The 22556-nt window shown below is 62.6% G+C and carries 18 protein-coding genes; 9 read left to right on the forward strand and 9 right to left on the reverse strand.

Features of this window, described 5'->3' with window-relative positions; genetic code table 11:
* Together LAB08_RS17530 and LAB08_RS17535 are read right to left on the reverse strand one after the other, a co-directional pair.
* Complete coding sequence (locus tag LAB08_RS17530; RefSeq protein ID WP_256658503.1) at positions 1-1590, reverse strand: acyl-CoA synthetase; 1590 nt, start codon at positions 1588-1590, stop codon at positions 1-3.
* Between the two features lie 27 nt (positions 1591-1617).
* Positions 1618-2421, reverse strand: a complete 804-nt coding sequence (locus tag LAB08_RS17535; protein WP_096510516.1) for an enoyl-CoA hydratase/isomerase family protein — start codon at positions 2419-2421, stop codon at positions 1618-1620.
* Positions 2422-2652: 231 nt separating this feature from the next.
* Here LAB08_RS17535 and LAB08_RS17540 point away from each other — a divergent pair, with 231 nt between their 5' ends.
* The 8 genes from LAB08_RS17540 (at position 2653) to LAB08_RS17575 (ending at position 12203) form a co-directional block, all read left to right on the forward strand.
* On the forward strand, positions 2653-5460 hold the full coding sequence (locus LAB08_RS17540) for a winged helix-turn-helix domain-containing protein (protein WP_096510515.1): 2808 nt from the start codon (positions 2653-2655) through the stop codon (positions 5458-5460).
* A gap of 308 nt (positions 5461-5768) precedes the next feature.
* Positions 5769-6869 (forward strand): acyl-CoA dehydrogenase family protein, encoded by a 1101-nt coding sequence (locus tag LAB08_RS17545; protein WP_246218887.1) that lies wholly within the window; start codon positions 5769-5771, stop codon positions 6867-6869.
* A 27-nt stretch (positions 6870-6896) separates the two neighbouring features.
* Positions 6897-8081, forward strand: coding sequence for a lipid-transfer protein (locus LAB08_RS17550; protein WP_096510513.1), 1185 nt, complete (start codon positions 6897-6899; stop codon positions 8079-8081).
* 29 nt (positions 8082-8110) lie between these two features.
* Positions 8111-8551, forward strand: coding sequence for a MaoC family dehydratase N-terminal domain-containing protein (locus LAB08_RS17555; protein ID WP_093221246.1), 441 nt, complete (start codon positions 8111-8113; stop codon positions 8549-8551).
* Positions 8552-8565: 14 nt separating this feature from the next.
* Positions 8566-8982, forward strand: coding sequence for a MaoC family dehydratase (locus LAB08_RS17560; RefSeq protein ID WP_096510512.1), 417 nt, complete (start codon positions 8566-8568; stop codon positions 8980-8982).
* Between the two features lie 30 nt (positions 8983-9012).
* Positions 9013-9837, forward strand: coding sequence for an SDR family NAD(P)-dependent oxidoreductase (locus LAB08_RS17565; RefSeq protein WP_096510511.1), 825 nt, complete (start codon positions 9013-9015; stop codon positions 9835-9837).
* A gap of 236 nt (positions 9838-10073) precedes the next feature.
* Positions 10074-11645, forward strand: a complete 1572-nt coding sequence (locus LAB08_RS17570; protein ID WP_096510510.1) for an arylsulfatase — start codon at positions 10074-10076, stop codon at positions 11643-11645.
* Positions 11646-11750: 105 nt separating this feature from the next.
* Complete coding sequence (locus tag LAB08_RS17575; protein WP_096510509.1) at positions 11751-12203, forward strand: hypothetical protein; 453 nt, start codon at positions 11751-11753, stop codon at positions 12201-12203.
* A gap of 62 nt (positions 12204-12265) precedes the next feature.
* On the opposite strand, the gene LAB08_RS17580 is transcribed toward LAB08_RS17575, so the two are convergent.
* From LAB08_RS17580 to LAB08_RS17610, 7 genes are all read right to left on the reverse strand, one after another.
* Positions 12266-13582: an MFS transporter gene (locus tag LAB08_RS17580; RefSeq protein ID WP_096510508.1), complete on the reverse strand. Its 1317-nt coding sequence runs from the start codon at positions 13580-13582 to the stop codon at positions 12266-12268.
* A gap of 155 nt (positions 13583-13737) precedes the next feature.
* Positions 13738-14955 (reverse strand): fumarylacetoacetate hydrolase family protein, encoded by a 1218-nt coding sequence (locus LAB08_RS17585; RefSeq protein WP_096510507.1) that lies wholly within the window; start codon positions 14953-14955, stop codon positions 13738-13740.
* Between the two features lie 157 nt (positions 14956-15112).
* Complete coding sequence (locus tag LAB08_RS17590; protein WP_096510506.1) at positions 15113-16168, reverse strand: Ldh family oxidoreductase; 1056 nt, start codon at positions 16166-16168, stop codon at positions 15113-15115.
* A 54-nt stretch (positions 16169-16222) separates the two neighbouring features.
* Positions 16223-17770 carry a UxaA family hydrolase gene (locus LAB08_RS17595; RefSeq protein ID WP_096510505.1) on the reverse strand — a complete coding sequence of 516 codons (1548 nt, stop codon included), beginning with the start codon at positions 17768-17770 and terminating at the stop codon, positions 16223-16225.
* Positions 17771-17934: 164 nt separating this feature from the next.
* The gene (locus LAB08_RS17600) at positions 17935-18897 is read right to left on the reverse strand and encodes a LysR family transcriptional regulator (protein ID WP_096510504.1); all 963 of its coding nucleotides are present in this window, start codon (positions 18895-18897) and stop codon (positions 17935-17937) included.
* A 144-nt stretch (positions 18898-19041) separates the two neighbouring features.
* Entirely contained in the window at positions 19042-19317 is a 276-nt protein-coding gene (locus LAB08_RS17605) for a hypothetical protein (protein ID WP_096510503.1), read from the reverse strand.
* A 234-nt stretch (positions 19318-19551) separates the two neighbouring features.
* Positions 19552-21171, reverse strand: coding sequence for a mechanosensitive ion channel family protein (locus LAB08_RS17610; protein ID WP_096510502.1), 1620 nt, complete (start codon positions 21169-21171; stop codon positions 19552-19554).
* A 240-nt stretch (positions 21172-21411) separates the two neighbouring features.
* Between LAB08_RS17610 and lldD the strand changes: the two genes are divergently transcribed.
* Positions 21412-22554, forward strand: a complete 1143-nt coding sequence (lldD, locus tag LAB08_RS17615; RefSeq protein WP_096510501.1) for an FMN-dependent L-lactate dehydrogenase LldD — start codon at positions 21412-21414, stop codon at positions 22552-22554.
* Positions 22555-22556 lie beyond the last annotated feature (2 nt).

Here is a 22556-nt window from a genome sequence, read left to right on the forward strand (position 1 = left end):
TCAGCTCACACCCCGATCCTTGCCGGCCCAGAAAGGTTCGCGCAGGTCACGCTTGAGCACCTTGCCCGCACCTGACAGTGGCAGCGCGGCCCGGAACTCGACGCTCTTCGGCGTTTTGTAGCCGGCGATGTGGCGACGGCAGTGTTCGATGATGTCTGCGGCCACCACTTCACGTTCGGGTTTGAGCACGATAACCGCGTGCACCGCTTCGCCCCACTGCTGGCAGGGAATGCCGATCACCGCACACGCGGCGACCGCCGGGTGACTGGCGATGGCGCTCTCGACCTCGCCGGAATACACGTTTTCGCCGCCGCTGACGATCATGTCCTTGAAGCGGTCGACGATGTAGAGGTAACCGTCCTCGTCCATGTAGGCGCCGTCACCGGTGTGCATCCAGCCGCCGCGCAGTGCCTGGGCGGTTTCCTCGGGCTTGTTCCAGTAACCGAGCATGATGTTCGGGCCGCGGACCAGCACTTCGCCGACGGTTCCCCGAGGGACTTCGTTGTCATTTTCGTCGACGATGCGCACGGTCACGCCAAGACCCGGACGCCCGGCCGAACGCAGGCGGCCGTTGGCAATGCCCTCGGGGCCATGGTTTTGCGGGCCGTTGGCGGTAATCGGCGGCGCCGCTTCGGTCATGCCGTAGCCCTGGGTGAACTCGGCATTGGGCAAGGCTTTGAGGGCCATTTCCAGCACGGGCACGGCAATCGGCGAGGCGCCGTAGGTCAGGCTGCGCAGGCAACTCAAGTCATGCCGGGGGAAATCGGGGTGCATGATCAATGCCTGCAACATGGTCGGCACGATCAGGATGTCGGTAATGCGTTCGCGCTCGATGGTCTGCATCACGTCCAGCGCATCGAAGGCCGGGACGAAGATGCTGGGCAGGCCGATCAGCGAGATCAGGATCACCCGCGACAGCGCCGCGAGGTGGAACATCGGTGCAATGTGCAGGGTCAGCGCATCGGCCGGTACCGGCACATCCGCCGCACGGGCCACGGCCGCCGTCCACAGGTTCATGTGCGACTGCATCACGCCTTTGGGGCGGCCGGTAGTGCCGCCGGTGTACATGATGCTGGCGAGATCGTCGCCACCCCGGAAAGCGTCATCGACCGGCATCGCCTCACGGATCAGTTGCTCGTAGGACAGCATGCCTTCGGGCGCCGGGCCATCGCCGACGTGGATCAGCAACGGTCGCACCCTGGCCGAACCGGCGATCGCTTCGGCCATGGGCAGGAAGGTGTCGTCGATCATCAGGATGCGGGTGTCGCAGTCGTCCAGCGAGTACACGATTTCCGGCACGCTCCAGCGGATGTTGACCGGGTTGACCACGCCGCCGCCCCACCAGGTGGCCAGGTAATACTCCAGGAATCGGTCGGAGTTCAGACCGAGCAGGCCGACCCGGTCGCCGGGCTGCATGCCCAGGCGCTGCAGGGCGCCGGCCAGACGGGCCACCCGCTCGGCCAGCTGGGCGTAAGTGTGGCGTCGATCGCGATAGACGGTCGCCAGGGCATGGGGTTGTTGCTGCAGCATGCGGTGCAGCCCTTGGGTCAGGTACATGTGGCTCTCCTGTGAATTATTGTTGTCAGGCAAGGGCGCGGGCGACGGCAAGGCGCGACGTCAGGCACCGGTGTATTTGGGCGAACGCTTTTCGTTGAGGGCCACGCGCCCTTCGGCGTGATCCTTGCTGTCGCGCAGCAATCCCCAGTGCAGATGGGCCTGGGTCACGAAGTCCCGGGGTGTCATGTGAGCTGTCTGCAGGGCCAGGCGCTTGATCGATTGCACTGCCAGCGGGCCGTTGGCCGCGATGCGTTCCGCCAGGTCCAGGGCTACCGGCATGAGCCGGTCCGGTGGCAGGAGGTCGATGATCAGGCCGATGCGCAAGGCTTCTTCGGCGTTGATCGGCTCGCCCGTCAGGGCCATTTTCATGGCGTGTGCCGCCGGGACGGCGCGCACCAGGTACTGCACGCCACCCGCGGCCGGAATGGTCGCGTCCCGCACCTCGGGCAAGCCGAACGTCGCGTTGGCCGTGGCGATCCGCAGATCGCATTGCAACGCCAGCTCAAGGCCGGCCCCGAGGCAGGCGCCGTTGACGGCGGCGATCACCGGCTTCCAGATTTCCAGGTCGCTGAGGTCGAACAAGCGCGTATAACCGCCCTCCTCGGCTTCGGTTTCGCGACTTTTCATTGAGCCGGCAACATGACCGGCCGCCGGCAGCAATGCGTCCTTGTGGTTCGCGCCACAGCAAAACGCGCGCTCGCCCGCCCCGGTCAGCACGATGACCCGCACCTGCTCATCGTCCTGGCAGGCCGCGAGCGTCTTGCGCAGGTGCATCAGGTCGCTGACGGTCAGCGTATTGTTCGACGGTTGCGCATCAAGCGTGATGACGGCGACGTGATCGATGATCTTGAACTGAATGGCCATGGGCCGACTCCTGCGCTCCGGGATTTGGTTTTTGTTGTTCGCGGGCGTTCACGCCTGGAAGTCCCAGGCAGCACTCCTGTGTTGATGCCGTCCAGTAGAACAACCCCTGCACCGCCGCCCACCACCCGCATCGGGTGGCGAAGGCCCGACACAGGGTCATGAGGTTCAAGCTCTGGGTTACACTCGAAGGGATTCATGCACTCTTAAAACAAAAAAGATTCGGACAACCCCATGGACAAACACCGCAAGTCCACCGCATCGGACACTCCATCCAGCCAGGTCTCGAATCCGACTCAGTCTCCGATCGTCAGCACCAAACTGATCCCGCCGCGCAACGCGGGACGCCTGATTTCCCGGGAACGCCTGCAAGATCAAATGCTCAAGGCTCGCCGCCAGCGCTGTATCGTGCTCAAGGGCCCGGCCGGTTGCGGCAAGACGTCTACCCTGATCGCCTGGCGCCAGGCGCTGCTGCCACTGGGTTTTGAGGTTGCGTGGCTGACGCTGTCGGCCGATGACAACGAACTGACCCGGTTCCTGGACTATTTGCTGGCCAGCCTCGGCCAGATCGACCCGACGCTGGTCCACGAAGCCACCCAACTGGAAGGTCGCGGCATCGACAGCGAAGCGGTGGAACGGACCGTCATCACCCTGGTGCGCAGCATGGCCAGTCGTGGCCGCGAACTGGTGCTGGTACTCGATGACCTGCACCACCTGACCGATGTGGGCATCCATCAAGCCCTGCAATGGCTGATTGATTACGCGCCGGCGAACCTGCACCTGGCACTGGTGTCGCGTACGGCGGTGCCCTTATCCCTGGCGCGCTTGCGCAGCCAGGAACTGGTGCTGGAACTGAACCTGCGCGACCTGCGCTTTACACCCGCCGAGTCCGAGCAATTCCTCAAGGCACAGTTGGGCGAGATCAACGCCCGCGACGCCCGGCAAATACACGAACTGACCGATGGTTGGGTGGCCGGACTGCAATTGCTGGCAGTCAGCCGCAAGAAAAATCGCCCCGCCGCCGTCGACCAGACCCACGTCCGGGACGATCAGGCGTTCGCGAAGTTTTTCGAAGTCGAAGTGCTGTCACACCTGTCGCCGACGGACCTGGACCTGATGCTGCTCATGGCCGTCTGCAACCGTTTCTGCGCTTCTTTGTGCGCCGCCCTCAGCGGCAAGCCGGAAGCGGTGCACGAGGCCAATGCCCTGATCGCGCGGCTGGAACGGGACAACCTGTTCCTGATCCCGGTGGACGGTGCCGGGCGTGAAACCTGGTATCGCCTGCACCCGCTGCTGCGCGAAACATTGCTCAAGTACTTCGATTCACGCAGCACGACCGAACAGCAGGCGGTGCACGCGAGGGCCTGGGTCTGGTTCCATGATCATCAGTATCTGGATGAAGCGGTGCACCATGCCGTCATGGCCGGCGACCCCGATGCCGCCGCCGAGCTGGTGGAACAACACGCCGAAGCGCTGTATGCCCATGGCGACCTGCGCATGTTGATCGAATTGGTTCGTCTGCTTCCGTTCGAGCAAGTGCAGGCGCGGGTCAAACTGCGCATTCTCAAGGCCCGGCTGCAACTCTATGCCCGGGATTTCGCGGCCTGCGCCCATAGCCTCGATCAGTTGCTCCACGACGTCCCCGAAAATGATGTCCATGATCGCTTCATGATTGCGCTGCTGCGCGCCTCCCTGGCCCTGCAACGCGATGACACGGACGCCGCAATGGCTGTGCTGCCGCAACTGCTCGATCCGCCGCCCGGCAGCAACGCCGTTGCGGTTGGCTCGTGCATCAATATCCTGTCGTGGCTCTACATGCATCGGGGTGACTACGAAAGGGCCCGTCAGGTGCAACTCGACCGCCCTGCCTTGCTGATCAATGGCGAACCGCTGCTGGGCACCACGGCGGGCAGCCTCCAGGGGCGTTGCCTGGTCGGGTTGAGTCACGCCCTGGAAGGCCAGATGAAGCAGGCGGAACGGGTTTATCGCGATGTGCTGCATGAAGCCGCCCAGTGCGGAAAAGCCGGGACCGACGCGACCTACCTCGCCACCGCCCTGTTGGGCGAGGTGCTCTACGAAACCAATGACCTGGACGCCGCGTTCAAACTGCTGGCGGGCTGGGTCGATATTCTCGAGCGGATTTCGATTCCGGACTCGGTCCTGCGCGTGCTTCAGGTGCTGTGGAAGGTGCAGTGGCTGGCCGGTAACCATCAGGAAGCGTTCGCCTTCATCGACCGACTCGATGAGTACGCGATCAAGCTTGGCCTGGAACGCTTGCAGACCTACTGCCTGACCTGGCAGGTGTACTGGAATACTTTGCTCGGCGAGACAGCCGTCGCTCAGGCCAAACTGGCGCGGATGGAGGCCATCGACGCCCGTCACCGCGACAGCGGGCCCAGCGCCTTCAAGGAAATCAACATCCTCACCGAGAACGTGCGGGCGCGCTGGCAAATTCACCAGGGTGACCTGGACGGTGCGCTGCAACGCATTGACCGACTGATTGAAACCTGTGACCTGCAACGTCGGCAGTTGGCCACCGTGCGGCTGATGGTCCTGAGTGCCGTGATCGAGTCCCGCCGCGGTCATCCGCAGATTGCGCGGGCTCGGGTGATGGAAGCGCTGCGCCGCGGGCAACGTTTCGGCATGCTGCGCAGCCTGATCGACGCCCACCCCGATGCACTGGACCTGATATCCGACATCGCCGGTAAAGAGGAAAACCTCGACCCGGTACTGGCGTTTTATGTCGAGCGCCTGCAAGCGGCGCAGATCTCGACACCCGCCATATCGACCGGCAAACCGGCACTGGCCGCGCCGGCAAAACCGCTCGCCACCGGTATCGAGCCGTTGAGCGACCGCGAAATCGAAGTGGTGCGCCTGCTGGCCCAGGCCCTGCCCAACAAAAAAATCGCCCGCGCCCTGGGCCTGTCCCCGGAAACCGTGAAATGGCACCTGAGCCATATCTACAGCAAACTCGGCGTCAACAGCCGCGATGAAGCGGTAGCACGGGTGCGGGATCTGGAATCGCAGGATGGGCAAACCTGAGGCGCCACACTGCCCTGCAGGAGCAAAGCTTGCTCGCGATGGCGGTGTGTCATCCGCCACAGATGCTGGATGTGCCGGCCTCATCGCGAGCAAGCTTTGCTCCTACAGGGCTCGCGAAGTCCCCAGATCAAGATACATACCCCGCCACCCACCTCGGGTGGCGTTCGCCCAGGCCCCCCGCCCTATCGTAATCCTCAGTTCAAAGGCGCACCTCGCGCCTTGCATCAGCGCCTGGCCCAGGCCGGCCTGTGATCATTGAGGAGTCTTGCGTGCACATCGCCCGAACCGTTTTCCGCGACGACCATGAGATGTTCCGCACCACCGTGCGGCGCTTTTTCGAGCGTGAATGCCTGCCGCGCCAGGCCGAGTGGGACAAGGCCGGACAGGTCGACCGCGAAACCTGGCTCAAGGCCGGTCGCGAAGGCCTGCTCGGCATCACCTTGCCCACCGAATACGGTGGCGGCGGCGGTGATTTCGGCCATTGCGCAGTGTTCAACGAAGAGTTCGCCCGGGCCGGCATCAGCGGCGCCTACTTCGGCATGCACTCCGACGTCATTGCCCCGTACATCAACCGTTGCGGCAACGAAGCACAAAAGCAGAAATGGCTGCCCGGCATCTGCGCCGGCGAGATCATCCTGGCCATCGCCATGACCGAACCCGGCACCGGCAGCGACCTCAAGGCCGTGCGCACCACCGCCGTGCGCGACGGCGACGAGTATGTGATCAATGGCAGCAAGACCTTCATCAGCAACGGCCTGACCGCCGACCTGGTCATTGTCGTGTGCAAGACCGATCCGGCCGCCGGGGCCAAGGGCATCAGCCTGATTGCCGTGGAAACCAGCCGCGCCGGCTTCAAGCACGGGCGCAAGCTGGACAAGGTCGGTCAGCACGCCCAGGACACCGCCGAGCTGTTCTTCGACAACGTGCGCGTGCCGGTCGGTAATCGCCTCGGCGAGGAAGGCCTGGGCTTCACCTACCTGATGGGCGAACTGCCGCAAGAACGCTTCTCCATCGCCATTTCCGCCGCCGCCAAACTGGAACGCCTGCTGGAACAGACCACCGAATACGTCAAGGACCGCAAGGCCTTCAACCAGACCGTGTGGGACTTCCAGAACAGCAAATTCAAGCTTGCCGACATCAAGGCCCAGGCCACCGCCATGCGGGTGATGGTCGATCACTACCTGGGCGAACACATGCGCCGGCGCCTGACCCTCGAAGAAGCGGCCATCGCCAAGCTCTACACCACCGAAACCCTGTGGAAATGCATCGACGACATGGTCCAGCTGCACGGCGGCTACGGCTACATGATGGAGTACCCGATCGCCCGCGCCTTCGTCGACATGCGCGTCAACCGCATCTACGGCGGCACCAGTGAAGTCATGCGCGAATTGATCGCGCGCAAGCTCTGACCCTCAAAAACAAAAAGGAAAAACTCGATGAGCAATAAGGTATTCGTTGCTGGCGTCGGCATGATCCAGTTCAAGAAACCGGGGACCAACGAGCCCTACGACGTGATGGGTGAACAGGCGATCCGCCAGGCCCTGGCGGACTCGGGCCTGGACTTCAACGACATCCAGCAGGCCTACGCCGGCTACGTCTATGGCGATTCCACCTGCGGCCAGAAAGCCCTGTATCGCGTGGGCATGAGCGGCATCCCGCTGATCAACGTCAACAACAACTGCGCCACCGGTTCCTCGGCGCTGTTCCTCGCCCGTCAAGCGGTCGCCAGCGGCGCGGTGGATTGCGCCCTGGCTTTTGGTTTCGAGCAAATGAACCCCGGTGCGTTGAAATCGGCCTGGACCGACCGTGCCCCGGCCACCGAGCGTGCGCTCAAGTTGACCAACGAACTGGTGGGCATGCCCGACCTGCCGACCGCCATCCGCCAGTTCGCCGGGGCCGGTTTTGCGCACATGCAGAAGTACGGCACCCGCCTCGACACCTTCGCCAAGATCCGCGCCAAGGCCAGCCGCCACGCGGCCAACAACCCGCTGGCGGTGTTCCGCAACGTGGTCAGCACCGAAGAAGTGTTGGCCGCACCGATGCTCTGGGAAGGCGTGCTGACCCGCCTGATGGCCTGCCCGCCCACCTGTGGTGCCGCCGCCAGCATCGTAGTGTCCGAAGCCTTCGCGAAAAAACACGGGCTGCGCACCGACGTGATGATCGCTGGCCAGGCGCTGACCACCGACCTGCCGAGCACCTACGACGCCAACGACATGATCCGCGTGGTCGGTTTCGACATGACCCGCATGGCTGCTGACATCGCCTACAACCAGGCCGGCATCGGCCCGAAAGACATCGACGTCATCGAATTGCACGACTGCTTCGCCCAGAACGAACTGCTGACCTACGAAGGCCTGGGTCTGTGCGCCGAAGGCGGTGGCGAGCAACTGGTCAACGACGGCGACAACACCTATGGCGGCGAATGGGTCACCAACCCGTCCGGCGGCCTGCTCTCCAAGGGTCACCCGCTGGGCGCCACCGGCCTGGCCCAGTGCTACGAGCTGACCCACCAACTACGCGGCACCGCCGAGCAACGCCAGGTGCAGAACGCGCGTATTGCCGTGCAGCACAACCTCGGCCTCGGTGGCGCCTGCGTGGTGACCGTGTACCAGAAAAACTGACGCGCCCGGCAATCAAAGGAGCCATCCGGATGATCGACAAGAAACACATCGGCAGACAATTGCCGACCTTCCTCGCCACCGCCGAAGCCGGGCAACTGCGCTTTTTCGCCAAGGCCACCGGGGAAACCAACCCGATCTATTTCGACGAGCAGGCCGCCCGTGACGCCGGTTATCCGAACCTGCCGTTGCCGCCGACCTTTCTGTTCTCGCTGGAATTCCAGATCCCGTCCAACGCCTGGCGTGACGAACTGGGGATCGTCACCGCCCGCATCCTGCACGGTGAAGAGTCCTTCCGTTACCACCGCATGGCCTACGCCGGCGACACCCTGCGCTTCGATGTGCGCATTGCCGACATCTACGACAAGAAAGGTGGCGCCCTGGAGTTCGTGGTGCGCGAAACCCGGGTGACCAATCAGCACGGTGAGCACGTTGCGGACCTGCGCAGTGTGCTTGTGCAGCGCAACAGCTGAAGCGGAGAAGACTGATGAATGCGATAAGCCTGGAAAAAATCAACATCGGCGACAGCCTGCCGCCATTGGCATTGCCACCGATCAACCGTACCACCCTGGCGCTGTTCGCCGGTGCGTCGGGTGATCACAACGCCATTCACATCGACACCGATTACGCCCGCCGCGCCGGCATGCCGGACGTGTTTGCCCACGGCATGTTGTCGATGGCCTACCTCGGTCGCCTGCTGACCCAATGGGTCGATCAGCGCCAGTTGCGCGAATTCGGCGTGCGTTTTCTCGGCATCACCCACCTGGGTCACCAGATCACCTGCACCGGTGCTGTCGTCGACCGCTTCGAAGTCGATGGCGAACAACGGATCAAGGTCGAAGTGCGCACCACCAATCAATACGGCGAGACCAAGATTGTTGGTGACGCCGTGATCGCTCTGTAAACAAAACCAATCATTGAGGAGCAACACCCCATGGCAAAACTCGACGGCAAAGTCGCACTGGTCACCGGTTCCGGCCGTGGCATCGGCCAGCAGATCGCCCTGAAACTGGCGAGCGAAGGCGCGCGCATCGTGATCAACGACCTGGACGCCGATCCGGCCCACGAGACCGCGGAGATGATTCGCCAGATGGGCGGTGAAGCCGCCGTCTGCCACGGCAACGTCAGCGCCCCGGACTTCGGCGACCGCTACGTCAAGACCGCGATGGACAACTTCGGCGGCATCGACATCATCGTCAACAATGCCGGCTACACCTGGGACGACGTGATCCAGAAGATGAGCGACGAGCAGTGGTACGCGATCCTCGACTGCCACATGACCGCGCCCTTCCGCATCCTGCGTGCCGCCTACCCGATCATCAAGGCCCAGGCCCAGGCCGATGCCGCCGCCGAGCGCGAAGTGTTCCGCAAGGTGGTGAACATCTCGTCGGTGTCGGCCCTCAACGGCAACGCCGGGCAGATGAACTATTCCTCGGCCAAGGCCGGCGTGATCGGCATGACCCGTGCCCTGGCCCGTGAATGGGGCCGTTTCAAGGTCAACGTCAACGCCGTGGCCTTCGGTTTCATCGAGACCCGCATGACCAAGGCTGACGCCCATGCCGGCGCCACGGTGAACATCGAAGGTCGTGACATCCGTGTCGGCATCAGCCCGGAAGCGGCCAAGTCGTTCGCCCAGCGCAACCCGTTGGGTCGACCGGGCACCGTGCAGGAAGCCGCCGACGCGGTGTATCTGTTCTGCTCGCCGGAGTCGAACTACATCACCGCGCAGACCATTGCCGTAGCCGGCAATCTGCAATAACCCCTGCAGCCCGGATGCACCATTCCCCCCTGCGGGAGCGAGCCTGCTCGTGATGGACGCCAACGATGACGCGCCCTGTCTGAATGATCGCGATATCTGGACGTTTTTCGCGAGCAGGCTCGCTCCTACAGGGGATATGTGATCCGCCACCTGATCCGGGTGGAGCGTTGTCGCTGGCGTCCTTCGAACATGGGACCGTCGCCCTTCGCGACGCCCGACAACAAGGAGCCAGTCAGATGACTCGCATAACCAAGTGGCTGCCGGCACTCGCCCTGGCGGCGATTTCGGCAACCGCCGCCGCTGCCGAAAAACCCAATATCCTGGTGATCTTCGGCGATGACATCGGCCAGACCAACATCAGCGCCTATTCCATGGGCGTGGTCGGCTACAAGACCCCGAACATCGACCGCATCGCCCATGAAGGCATGCTGTTCACCGATTACTACGCGGAAAACAGCTGCACCGCCGGGCGTTCGTCGTTCATTACTGGCCAGTCTCCCCTGCGCACCGGCCTGACCAAGGTTGGCGTACCCGGCGCGCCGATTGGCATTCAGAAACGCGACATCACCATTGCCCAGGCCCTCAAATCCCAGGGCTACGCCACCGGCCAGTTCGGCAAGAACCACCTCGGCGACAAGGATGAGTTCCTGCCGACCAACCACGGTTTCGACGAGTTCTTCGGCAACCTCTACCACCTCAACGCCGAAGAGGAACCGGAGCGTCCGTACTGGCCAAAAGACGACCCGGACTTCGTCAAATCCCGCACGCCCCGCGGCGTGATCCACAGCTACGCCGACGGCAAGATCGAAGACACCGGTGCGTTGACCACCAAGCGCATGGAAACCATCGACGACGAAACCACCGCTGCGGCGCAGGCGTTCATCGAGAAGCAGGCCAAGGCGGATAAACCGTTCTTCGTCTGGATGAACACCACGCGCATGCACCTGTTCACCCACGTGCGCGAGTCGATGAAGGGCCAGAGCGGCATGCCGGGCAACGATTACGCCGATGGCATGCTGGAGCACGACGGTGACGTCGGCAAACTGCTGAAAACCCTCGACGACCTGAAAATCAGCGACAACACCATCGTCGTCTACACCACTGACAACGGCCCCAACCAATTCTCCTGGCCGGATGCGGCGACCACGCCGTTCCGTAACGAGAAGAACTCCAACTGGGAAGGCGCCTACCGGGTGCCGGCCATCGTGCGCTGGCCGGGCAAGATCAAGGCCGGCGAAGTCTCCAACGAGATGTTCTCGGGCATGGACTGGTTCCCGACCCTGCTGGCGGCGGCCGGCGACAGCGAAGTGAAGGACAAGCTGCTCAAGGGATGGTCACCGACAGCCGGCGGTACCAGCTTCAAGGTGCACCTGGATGGCTACAACCAACTGCCGTACCTGACCGGGAAGCAACCAAAAGGCGATCGCCGCGAGTTCTACTACTTCAACGACGATGGCGTGCTGGTGTCCATGCGTTACGACAACTGGAAAGTAGTGTTCGCCGAACAACGGGAACCCGGTGGTTTTGCGGTGTGGAGCAGCCCGTTCGTGCCGTTGCGCGTGCCGAAACTGTTCAACTTGCGCATGGACCCGTACGAGCGGGCGGACAGTGTCTCCGACCAGTATTACGACTGGACCGTGAAGAACTCCTACCTGCTGGCTGCCGGAGTGGCCAAGGCCGCGAGGTTCCTGCAAACCTTTGTCGAGTTCCCGCCGAGCCAGAAGCCCGCCAGCTTCAGCATCGACCAGATCCGCGCGGCGGTGGATGCGAAGATCGAAGAGAAGAGCAAGGCCCAGGCCAAACCTTGAACAGCGGCCGTCGCCTGCCTTGCGGCGGGTGGCGGCTTTCGCTCGCAGTGATTTGAGCTATACCCACTAATCTCCCATTGCAGTTATTCAATTCAGGAGGTTGGCATGAAGTTCAGATATGCACTCGCAATTCTAACCGCCACCGCGAGCCTCTACGGCTGCACCACTTCATCGGGCCATGGGGTAATGGTCCCCTTGAATGCCACCCGGCAAAACGCCGGAGAGATCGGCAATGTCACGCTGGCTGATTGGGACAAACAAACCGGACTCAGTTTCTTCATCAGTGGTATCCCCAACGGCACCTCGCTGCCGTTGCGCATCTACAGCTTCATCTACAAGGGCAGCTGCCAACAACCCGGGCCGGTCGCCTACGCCATGAACGATCGCGTCAACACCGAGCGCCAGGCCATCAAGGGCTGGGCGTTTTCCAGAAGCGTACCCGTCCCCATGGCGACTCTGCTGTCCGGCGGTTACTCCATCGTCGTGCGATCCGCACCGCCCGATGGCAACGTCGATCTCTTTTGCGGGGACATCCCGCAAGCAGCTACACAGAAATAGAAAAAGGGAGGGGGCGACGCTTGCTGCGTCGCCCTTCTCCCGTCGCCAAAGACGCGGGGCCTTTACTCGGTCACACCGACGATGTGCTCAGGTGCAGGCTCGGCAGAACCGATTGGCGCGTTGAGCAGCAGGAAGTACGCCAGGGCCGAACACAACGCCACCACCGCACTGATCATGAACGCGGTATTGAACGAACCCGAGTACTGGATGCTGAAGCCGGTGACGATCGGCGCGACGGAGCCGGCGATGTAGCCGCCGAAGTTCTGGATCGATCCGAATGAAGCCACCCGGCGGCTGTCGACGATGGTATTGACGATCATCCAGGCCGTGGCGCTGGCCATGTTGATGCTGAACAGCGCCAGGCACAGCAGGATGATGCAACCGGTCAGGTCGGTGACAAACGACAGTGGCAAGGTGAATAGCGCCGCCAGCACCAGGCCGGTGATCACGCCGAATTTGCGGCTGGCGAGAACACTTTTGCCACGGCGTACCAGCAGGTCGCAGAAGCGCCCGGCGACGATGGTGCCCACCGCGCCGAAACCATAGACCAGCGACACCAGCCACGCGGTCTTGTACAGGTTCATGCCGTGCTCGCGCTCGAAGTAACCGGGCAACCAGGTCAAGTGCAGCCACAGCATGTAGATCACACCCATGAAGCCCAGGACCGCCCCCCAGGTGCTGCGGTGCTTGAACAGGTCGAGCCAGCCGGCAAAGTAGGACACCTTCGGCGCTTGAGGGTTGGTCACTTGTACCTGAGGTTTTTTCTCGGTGGGCAATGGCTTGCCTTCAGCCGCGAGTTCGGCCAGGTATTGCGCCTTGCTCTTGTAGAAGGTCAGCCAGCACAACGCCAGGATGACACCGAGCGCGCCGGTGATGATGAACATGCCGCGCCAGCCGAAGTTGACCATGAACAGTGTCAGCAAGGGCGGCGCCAGGCATGGGCCCAGGCAGGTCGATGACCAGACAATCCCGGTCGGCGTGCCGCGCTCGTTGGCATCGAACCATTCGGACAGGGCCTTGGCCGCCGAGGGGAACATCGGTGCCTCGCCAATCCCCAGCAGGACGCGCAGGCCCATGAAGCCGGCAAAGCTGTTGACCATGCCGAACGTCGACTGAGCCACCGACCAGGCCAGCAACGAGGCGCCCAGGGCGATCTTGCTGCCCAGGCGGTCGATGATCAGGCCCATCGGCAACTGCGCAAAGGCGTAGGCGATGGAGAAGGCCGACAACAGAATGCCCATCTGCGAAGGGCTGATCATCATGTCCTTCTGGATCGAGGTATTGGCGATCGACAGCGCACTACGGTCCAGGTAGTTGACGATGCCGATCAACAGCAGGAAGACAACGGTGAGGCTTTGATACTTCTTCAGTGTGTTCATCTGATGGCCTTTATTATTGTTATTGAAGCGGTTGCAGGTCTACGCATCCCCCCTGTAGGAGCTGGCTCGCCAGCGAAGACGGTGGATCAGTCGACACTGTCATTGCCTGAACGGACGCTTTCGCTGGCAAGCCAGCTCCTACAGGGGACAAAAAATCAGGGTTGGCGTGCCGTCACCGCCGCCTCAAGCAGGCCGCGCCGGCTCAGGCTGTCGATCAACGAGCGCAGGCCGAAATCCCACGGCGGCGCCTGGTCGCTGGTGGTCACACGGTTGCACAATGTACCCAACTGCGGGTTGCTGATAGCCACCACATCGCCCGGCTTGTGGGTGAAACCGTTACCCGGCTGGTCGCGGTCCTGCTTGGGGGCGAACAGGGTACCGAGAAACAGCACCAGGCCGTCGGGATATTGATGGTTTTCATTGAGTGTCTGCTGGACCAGGTCGAGCGGGTCGCGGCTGATCTGGCGCATGGAACTGCGGCCCTCGAGGATGAAACCGTCCTGGCCTTCAACACGCAGATCCACCTCCGCGTGACGCACGTCATCCAGGTTGAACGTCTCGTCGAACAGACGCAGCAATGGCCCCAGCGCGGTCGAGGCGTTGTTGTCCTTGGCCTTGGACAACAGCAAGGCACTGCGCCCTTCGAAGTCGCGCAGGTTGACGTCGTTGCCGAGCATGGCGCCCTGTACCGTGCCGTTGCTCGACACCGCCAGCACCACTTCCGGTTCCGGGTTGTTCCAGCTCGACTTGGGGTGAATGCCGATGTCGGCGCCATGACCGACCGCCGACAGCGGCTGGGCCTTGGTGAAGATTTCAGCGTCCGGGCCGATGCCCACTTCCAGATACTGGGACCACAGGCCCTGCTCCACCAATACCTTGCGCAAGGCTTCGGCCTGGGCCGAACCCGGTACGATTTGCGACAGGTCGGCACCGATGCGGCTGGCCAGGGTGTCGCGGATCGCGTCGGCCTTGGCCGGATCGCCCTTGGCCTGTTCTTCGACGACGCGCTCCAGCAGGCTGGCGGCGAACGTCACGCCAGCGGCCTTGACCGCTTGCAGGTCGATGGGTGCCAGCAACCACGGCAGGTTTTCGTCGCGCAGGCTCGGGTCGCTGTTGTCCAGCAACGCGGGCAACTCGATCAAGGCTTCGGCCAAGGGCAATGCACGCAGGTACGCCACCGGGTCAGCCACTTCAAGCAGGGCCGAGACGGTGGCTACATGGGCGCTGATATCGTGCACGGCACCCGCCTTGACCAGCACCACGGCCGGCCCCTGCCCCGGCAGCCAGACCCGTCCGACCCAACTGCCGGTATTGAATACGGCGGCGTGGTGGCCCAACCGCAGCGGTGCTTGTGCTTTCGATTCGTTTGTCATGTCTGCACTCTTGTTGTCGTTGTGTGTCATGTCGACGCTCGCTTTCGCTTTTGTAGGAGCGAGCCTGCTCGCGAAGGACCTGAGGGCGACGCGTTTCATCTGGAAATACGCGTTATCGTTAAAGTCCTTCGCGAGCAGGCTCGCGCCTACAGGGAAGTCAGGAAAGCGCGGGCAGTTGCAACTGCCCGGCAGTCCGGTTGAGTTCATCGACCACCTTCTGCGTCAGGCTCACCCCTTCGCCCAGGGCTTGTTCGCGCAGCTTCAGGCCCGCCTGGCCCGGCAAGCGCACCGGGCGCCCGGGATCGACCGGCCGGCTCGCCAGGATCAATTTGCTCAGGAACGAACTTTCGTCGGTGAAAGCCTCCAGCCCGCCGAAGAAGCGCGGGTCAATCACCACGGCCGTGGCCGAGGCACCCCACTGGTCCGGAGCGTCCTTGCGCCCATGACCGGCCAATCCCGAAGTCAGGGCCTCGACCAGAATCGCCAGGGCAAAACCCTTGTGCCCGAAGGCCTGGCCACCCAGTGGCAGGATGCTGCCCGGCGGCGTGGTGAAAAAGTCGGCCGGGTCGTCGCTCAACCGGCCCTCGTTGCTCATCAACACCGGGTGCGGCAAGGTGCTGCCGGCATCGCGGCACTGGCCGACCAGGCCCAGGGTCACGGTGGACATACTCACATCCAGCAGGATCGGCTCGCCGCGGGTTGGAATACCGGCGGCAATCGGGTTGGGCGTGTAGACCGGGTCGATCCCGCCATGGGCGCAGACCAGCCCCGCCGACGGGTCCGAGGAATACACCATGGCCACCAGGCCACGGTCAGTGAAGGGTTTCAGGTAAGCGGCCAGGCAACCGATGTGCGAGGCACGGCGCACCACGGCGATACCGATGCCCTGCGCCGTGGCGCCTTTGGCCGCGCAATCCAGGGCGCGGCTGACACAATAAGGGCCGAGCACATAGTGGCCATCGAACAACGCCGAAATGCCGCTGTCCGAGACCTGCTCGAGCATCCGCGCACTGGCCTTGACCTGCCCGCTCAGCATGCCGCCGATGTAGCGGCTCACCAGGTTGAGACCGTGGGTACGATGACCCAGCAGCTCACCTTCGAGCAGTACGCGGGTCACCACCTGGGCGACCTCGGCATCGGCCCCGGCTTTTTCGAACAGTTGCTCGACGAACGTAGTGAGCGTTGATGCGGCGTAGCGTTTGGCGTGAGTCATGCTTGCTGCTCCGTGATCCATTGAAGGTCTGTGCGGTGTTGGCCCATCGACCGGTCAGGTCACGGCACCGATTTGCCAGGGCACGAACTCGTTCTGCCCATAACCGTGTTGTTCGCTCTTGCTGCGTTCGCCGGAAGCGATGCGCAACATCTGTTCGAAGATGTAGGCGCCGCGCTCTTCAATAGTGGTGGAACCCTCGGCGATGCCGCCGCAGTTCACGTCCATGTCTTCTTCCTGGTGCTCGAACACCCGGTTGTTGGTCGCCAGCTTGATCGAAGGTGCCGGCGCACAGCCGTAGGCCGAGCCTCTGCCGGTGGTGAAGGCGATCAGGTTGGCGCCGCCGGCGACTTGCCCTGTGGCCGAGACCGGGTCGTAACCCGGGGTGTCCATGAACACCAGCCCCTTGGCCCGAACCGCTTCGGCGTACTGGTACACCTCCACCAGGTTGCTGGAGCCGGCCTTGGCCACGGCGCCCAGGGATTTCTCCAGGATGGTGGTCAGGCCACCGGCCTTGTTGCCGGCCGAGGGGTTGTTGTTCAGTTCAGCGTTCATGCGCCGGCAGTAGTCTTCCCACCAGTGGATACGCGCGATGAGCTTTTCCCCCACCTCGCGGCTCACGGCCCGGCGCGTCAGCAAATGCTCGGCACCGTAGATCTCCGGGGTTTCCGAGAGGATGGCGGTACCACCCGCCGCCACCAGACGGTCAACGGCATTGCCCAGCGCCGGGTTGGCGGTGATGCCCGAGTACCCGTCCGAGCCGCCGCATTGCAGGCCGACGATCAGGTGGCGGGCACTGACGGGCTCGCGCTGCACCTGGTTGGCCTTGGGCAGCAAGGCCTTGACCTGTTCAATGCCGCTGGCGATGGTTTTCGACGTGCCGCCGATGCCCTGGATCGTGAAGGCGCGCAACTGGTCGCTGGCCTCAAGCCCCTGGGTCTCGAGCAGGCTCTCGATCTGGTTGGTTTCACAGCCCAGGCCGATGATCAGTACCGCCGCGAAGTTAGGGTGTACGGCGTAACCACCGAGGGTGCGGCGCAATAGGCCCAAGGCCTCGCCGCCGGGGTCCACTGCGCAGCCGGCGCCGTGGGTCAGCGCCACCACACCGTCGATGTTCGGGAAGGCAGCCAATGCTTCGGGGTGGATATCCCGGCGAAAATGATCGGCCACGGCCCGGGCCACGGTCGCCGAACAATTCACCGACGTGAGAATGCCGACGTAGTTGCGGGTCGCGACGCGGCCATCGGCACGTACGATGCCCTGGAACACCGCTTCACTACCGGGGAGGGTGTGGGCATCGACGCCGAAGGCGTAGTCACGGGCAAAGTCGCCCATCTCCACGTTGTGCACATGCACGTGGTCGCCGGCTTCGATGGGTTGCGAAGCGAAACCGATGATTTGTCCATACCGGCGCAAGGGTTGGCCCTGCTCCACGCGCCGGGTGGCGACTTTGTGCCCGGAAGGGATCGGCTGGCGCACGGTGATCGCTTCCGCTTCCAGGCTCAGCCCCTCTGGCAGGGCCTGCCGTGCAATCAGTACGTTGTCCAGGGGGTTGAGGCGAATCACGGCAGTGTCGCCGGTCCGAGTTCTGGCAATCAGTTGCATGGGACCTCTCAGGGCAGTACGGCTGACTTCTTGTTATGGCGCCGCCCCTTCCGTGAAGGGCGAATCTGCGATAACTGTAAGGAGCCAGCCCTGACATTCCCAATGAGATGATCCGATCAACCGATAACCTGGCGTTATCGAATGGCCTGATCGAGTGACCTTAATTAATCAATCGCCACGCCCTCCTCCCGGCGCTGGCGCGCGAAATCGAGCAGGATGTCGGCGAATTCCCGGGCGGAACCGCTCAGGGGTTCGTCCTTGCGGGTGATGATGCCGTACTCCAGCGGAGCCAGCCGCAGCGGGCTCTGCAGCTCCTTGAGCAGGCCACTGTCGAGCTGCGCAGCCACCATGGACCTGGGCAACATGGCGATCATCGGCCCCGATTGCAGCAATTGCAGGAACATCTGCATCGAGATGGTATTGACGCTATCTGCCGGGGAAGCAATGCCGGCGGCCTTGAATGCCAGCTCCAGACGATCGCGGATGGGCGTCCCAATCGGGTACAGCACCCACGGCCACTGGCCCAGCGCTTCAAGCGGCGTACAGTCCAGCTCGTTCAGTGGATGACGGCTGTTGACCACCAGGCTGAAGGGCTCGGGCTCCAACGGCTGGAAGTCAAAGGCCTGGCTGTAACGCTCTTCGGTAAAACGGCCGATCATCAGGTCGAGCTTGTTCTGCTCCAGCATGGCCAGCAGGTGGTCGCTGGACTGCTCCACCACCTCAATCGACAGCAAAGGGCTGCGTGCCTTGATCGCGGCGATGGCCTGGGGCAGCACCACCGAAGTGGCCGCAAAAATCCCGCCCACCTTGAGAAAGCCATGGCCGCCCTTGCGCAGCCGGTTGACCTGATCGACGAAGGTGTGTGAATCGGCCAGCGCCCCCTGGGCATAGCGCACCACGTACTCGCCAAGCTCCGTGGGCGGCATGCTGCGTGGCAGGCGCTGGAACAGGGCAAAGCCGAACTGCTCCTCCAGATCACGCAGCATCTTGCTCAAGGCGGGCTGGCTGAGGTTCATCTGGATGGCGGTGGTGTGCATGTTGCGCGTGCGTGCCAGGGTGTCGATCAGCACCAGGTGCTTGAAGCGCACCCAGTTGCAGAAGCTGGAATGGGTAATGTCCGACGGCATCGGGGGGTAGTGCCTCTTTAAAATGGGGTGCATCCCGCAGGAGCTGGCTTGCCAGCGAAGAGGCCATGGCAGGCAAGGTGAATCTCGCCCGATGATCCATTCACCGCGCCGCTATTCTCGCTCTGTTGGAGCACAACACTCGTTTTATTTCAGCTCCGTTCTTATTTCGGTTCCGGGCACGAAAAACTTAGTGGGATCATCGACCTTCTTCAGATCAATCAAGGCTCGGCAAACGCAATGGGAGAACTCTTTCTGCAACGTTTCGGGGTCTTTCGATGCCACTTGCGATGCTTGCATGGGTTGTCCCCCGGGCGACTTATAGCAGACACAATTATCCATTCGGGTGATGCCGTACTCAGTTGTGCTCGAACAAGCAGTGGTCAGCAAAGAGATCGCGATGAGCATTGCGAAGCGTTTCATTGGCTCCCCTCCGAGGCGGTTATGAAGGGCTAACGCTAAATAGAACGCAGTGGAGTGATAGTGCCTTCGTCTGCCCTCTGATCAGGCAGGCTGTTGTAACGGTGTGGTGACCGATGAAGGCGGATTTACACCCTGGACGCAAAGCCCGACCTGCTCAATAAGCCCGACAGAAGAAAGCTTAGCTCTCATTTTCCAACGCTCCATCCACTGGTGGCTGTTGGCGGTTTTCTGCCCTCAACGCTGGCGCACATCCCGGGGTTCCTCGGCCGGGGCCGTAAACCATTTGTCTTTCGGCACCCGCTTGTCTTTCTCGGGATCGCCCAGGTAGTGCGGCGACATGATTTGCACACCGTATTCGTTGAAGACGTCCTGGATATTGGCGTGCAGCATGCTCAGCAGCACGGCACGGGGCCGGGGTTGGCTGGGGATGGCCTGCGCCACCAGGCGATATTCGGGATAAAAATCGGACAGCGCGGTCTGGAATACCTGCGCCGGCGGTTCTTCGAGCACACCCGGCGTGCGCCTGGCGGCTTCCAGCAACATGGCCTCCACCTGGCGCCACGGCGTGTCGTAGCCGATGGTCACCACCGTATCCACCACATAGCCAGGGCCCTGCACCGTGCGGGAGTAATTCTTGGTGACCGTGCCGGTGATCATCGAATTGGGCAAGGTCAGCACTTCCCCCAGACCGGTGCGGATGCTGGTGGTGAACATGCCCAGTTCGGTGACCGTGCCTTCGTATTCGCCGATGCGCACGAACTCACCGGGACGCAAGGTTCGGGTGTACGTCAGGATCAGCCCGGCGGCGGCCTGCCCCACCACGCTGGTGGCACCCAGCGAAATCATCAGGCCGATCAGCACGGACAGGCCTTTGAAGGCATCGGTACCCGCGCCGGGCAGATACGGGTACGCCATTGCCAGCGCGAACAGCCAGATCGCCAGGGACGTGAGGCGCTGGGTAGGCTGCAGGGTTTCACGGTTGAGCCACGTAAAGGTTCCCGGCGTCGCCATACGTCTGAGCACACGGCGACTGAACGCCGTGGCGCCACGGGCGATGAAAAAGATCGCCAGGGCCACACCCAGCCCGGGTATGGCGCCGACGATGGCCTGAAACAAGTAGCTGACCACCTCGAACAGGTAATTGTTGAGGCTTTCACCCCAGGGCCGGGTGTAGGGAAAACGCGACAGGACAAAACCCAGCCACTCATACGTGAGCAGCAGCAAGGCCAGCCATCGCAGCAGCCAAAACAGGCGGATGACCAAGGGGTACAGGTAATTGGCTTCAATGACCTGTACCCGCCCGACTTTCAACGCCCGAGTGTGCCGATCCATCAATTCGGGCAATCGCTTGAGCAATCGGCCTCGCAAATAAGCCACGCCCCAGAGCAGCGCAACGTACACAGTCGTGGCGATGGCCACAGCGAGTAGTGAGCGAAGCATCAGCTTCAGGTTCCGCGCCTCCCGGGTTTCCGCCACCACCTGGCGCAAGTGTTCAGCCGCGCTTTGCGCGGCCTCCTGCACCGAGGCAAAGTCCACGCTGTCGACATCATCGGGCGCCACGATAAAGGCGCGCCTGGCCCCCAACAGCACCAGATAACTGTCGTGGATCGGGTCAAGGGTGACAACAGGCTCGCCGTCCTCATCCAGGGTTTCGCCGATCACTGCTTTCGCCCGCTTGACCCGCGAAACCGGCGCTTCACCGAGCAGCGTGGCGCGGAACACCATGATGCTGCGGTTGGCCACTTTCAATTCGACGGGTTCTTCGATCGGTTTCACAGCGTCCCCGGCCCATAGCAGCATTGACCAGAACAGGCTGAAAACGACCATCGACAAGGCAGGCAACCTGCTCCGCATGTGTCAGTTCCTTATGTCACAGGTTGAGGACAGGGTTAACAAAACGCAGCGTAGTCCAGCGATCAAGGGTTGTCAGATTGTGCCGTGGTAGATATCAAAAGCCGTGTGAGCCGGGATCGACTTGACGCAGAACACCGTTGCTCGCTCCAGGGAAACAAGCGCAACACAGATCCCATGCGCTAACCTGACGCCAGGACTCGACAGCCCAGCCCTCACTCACCGGATCAAGGCCTGCCCTCTATGATCATTTCCTCTGCATCGGACTACCGCGAAGCGGCACGTCGCAAACTCCCCCGTTTTTTATTCGACTACATCGATGGTGGAGCTTATGCAGAGCATACGCTGCGGGCCAACAGCGCGGATTTGAGCGGGGTCAGCCTGCGCCAGCGCATCCTGAAGAACGTCGAAACCCTGAGCCTGGACACCACCCTCTTCAACCAGCGGCTGTCGATGCCCATCGTGCTGGCGCCGGTAGGGCTGACCGGGATGTTCGCCCGCCGTGGCGAAGTGCAGGCGGTCAAGGCGGCGCAGAACAAAGGGATCCCGTTGTGCCTGTCGACCGTGTCGGTGTGTTCGATCGAGGAAGTCGTGGCCAACACCCAGCAACCGATCTGGTTCCAACTCTATGTGCTGAAGGACCGCGGCTTCATGCGCAACGCGCTTGAGCGGGCGCAAGCCGCCGGGGTTCGCAACCTGGTGTTCACCGTCGACATGCCCACCCCCGGCGCCCGCTACCGGGACGCGCACTCGGGCATGTCCGGTCCGTTCGCCTCGTCACGTCGTGTACTCCAGGCCATGACCCGTCCCGATTGGGCCTTCAACGTCGGCGTGATGGGGCGTCCACACGACTTGGGCAATATCTCCAAATACCTGGGCAAAGCCGTCACCCTCGAGGACTACATGGGCTGGCTGGCCAACAATTTCGATCCCTCGATCAGCTGGAGCGATCTGGAGTGGATTCGTGAATTCTGGAAAGGCCCGATGATCATCAAGGGCATTCTCGATCCTGAGGATGCCCGCGACGCGGTCAGCTTCGGTGCAGACGGGATTGTCGTGTCCAACCACGGCGGCCGGCAGCTGGACGGCGTGCTGTCTACCGCCAAGGCGCTGCCGCCGATCATGCAGGCGATCGGCAATGATTTGAGCGTGCTGGTCGACTCGGGCATCCGCTCGGGGCTGGACGTAGTGCGCATGCTGGCGCTGGGGGCGAAAGGTGTCTTGCTGGGCCGCTCGATGGCCTACGCCCTGGCCGCCGACGGCCAGCGCGGGGTGGAGAACATGCTGGATATATTCGCCAAGGAAATGCGCGTGGCCATGACCCTGACCGGCGTCACGTCCATCGATCAAATTGACGAATCCATTTTGGTGCGATCTATTCGTTGAGC

The sequence above is a fragment of the Pseudomonas izuensis genome, assembly GCF_002356535.2.
In the GTDB taxonomy this organism is placed as follows: Bacteria; Pseudomonadota; Gammaproteobacteria; order Pseudomonadales; family Pseudomonadaceae; genus Aquipseudomonas; species Aquipseudomonas izuensis.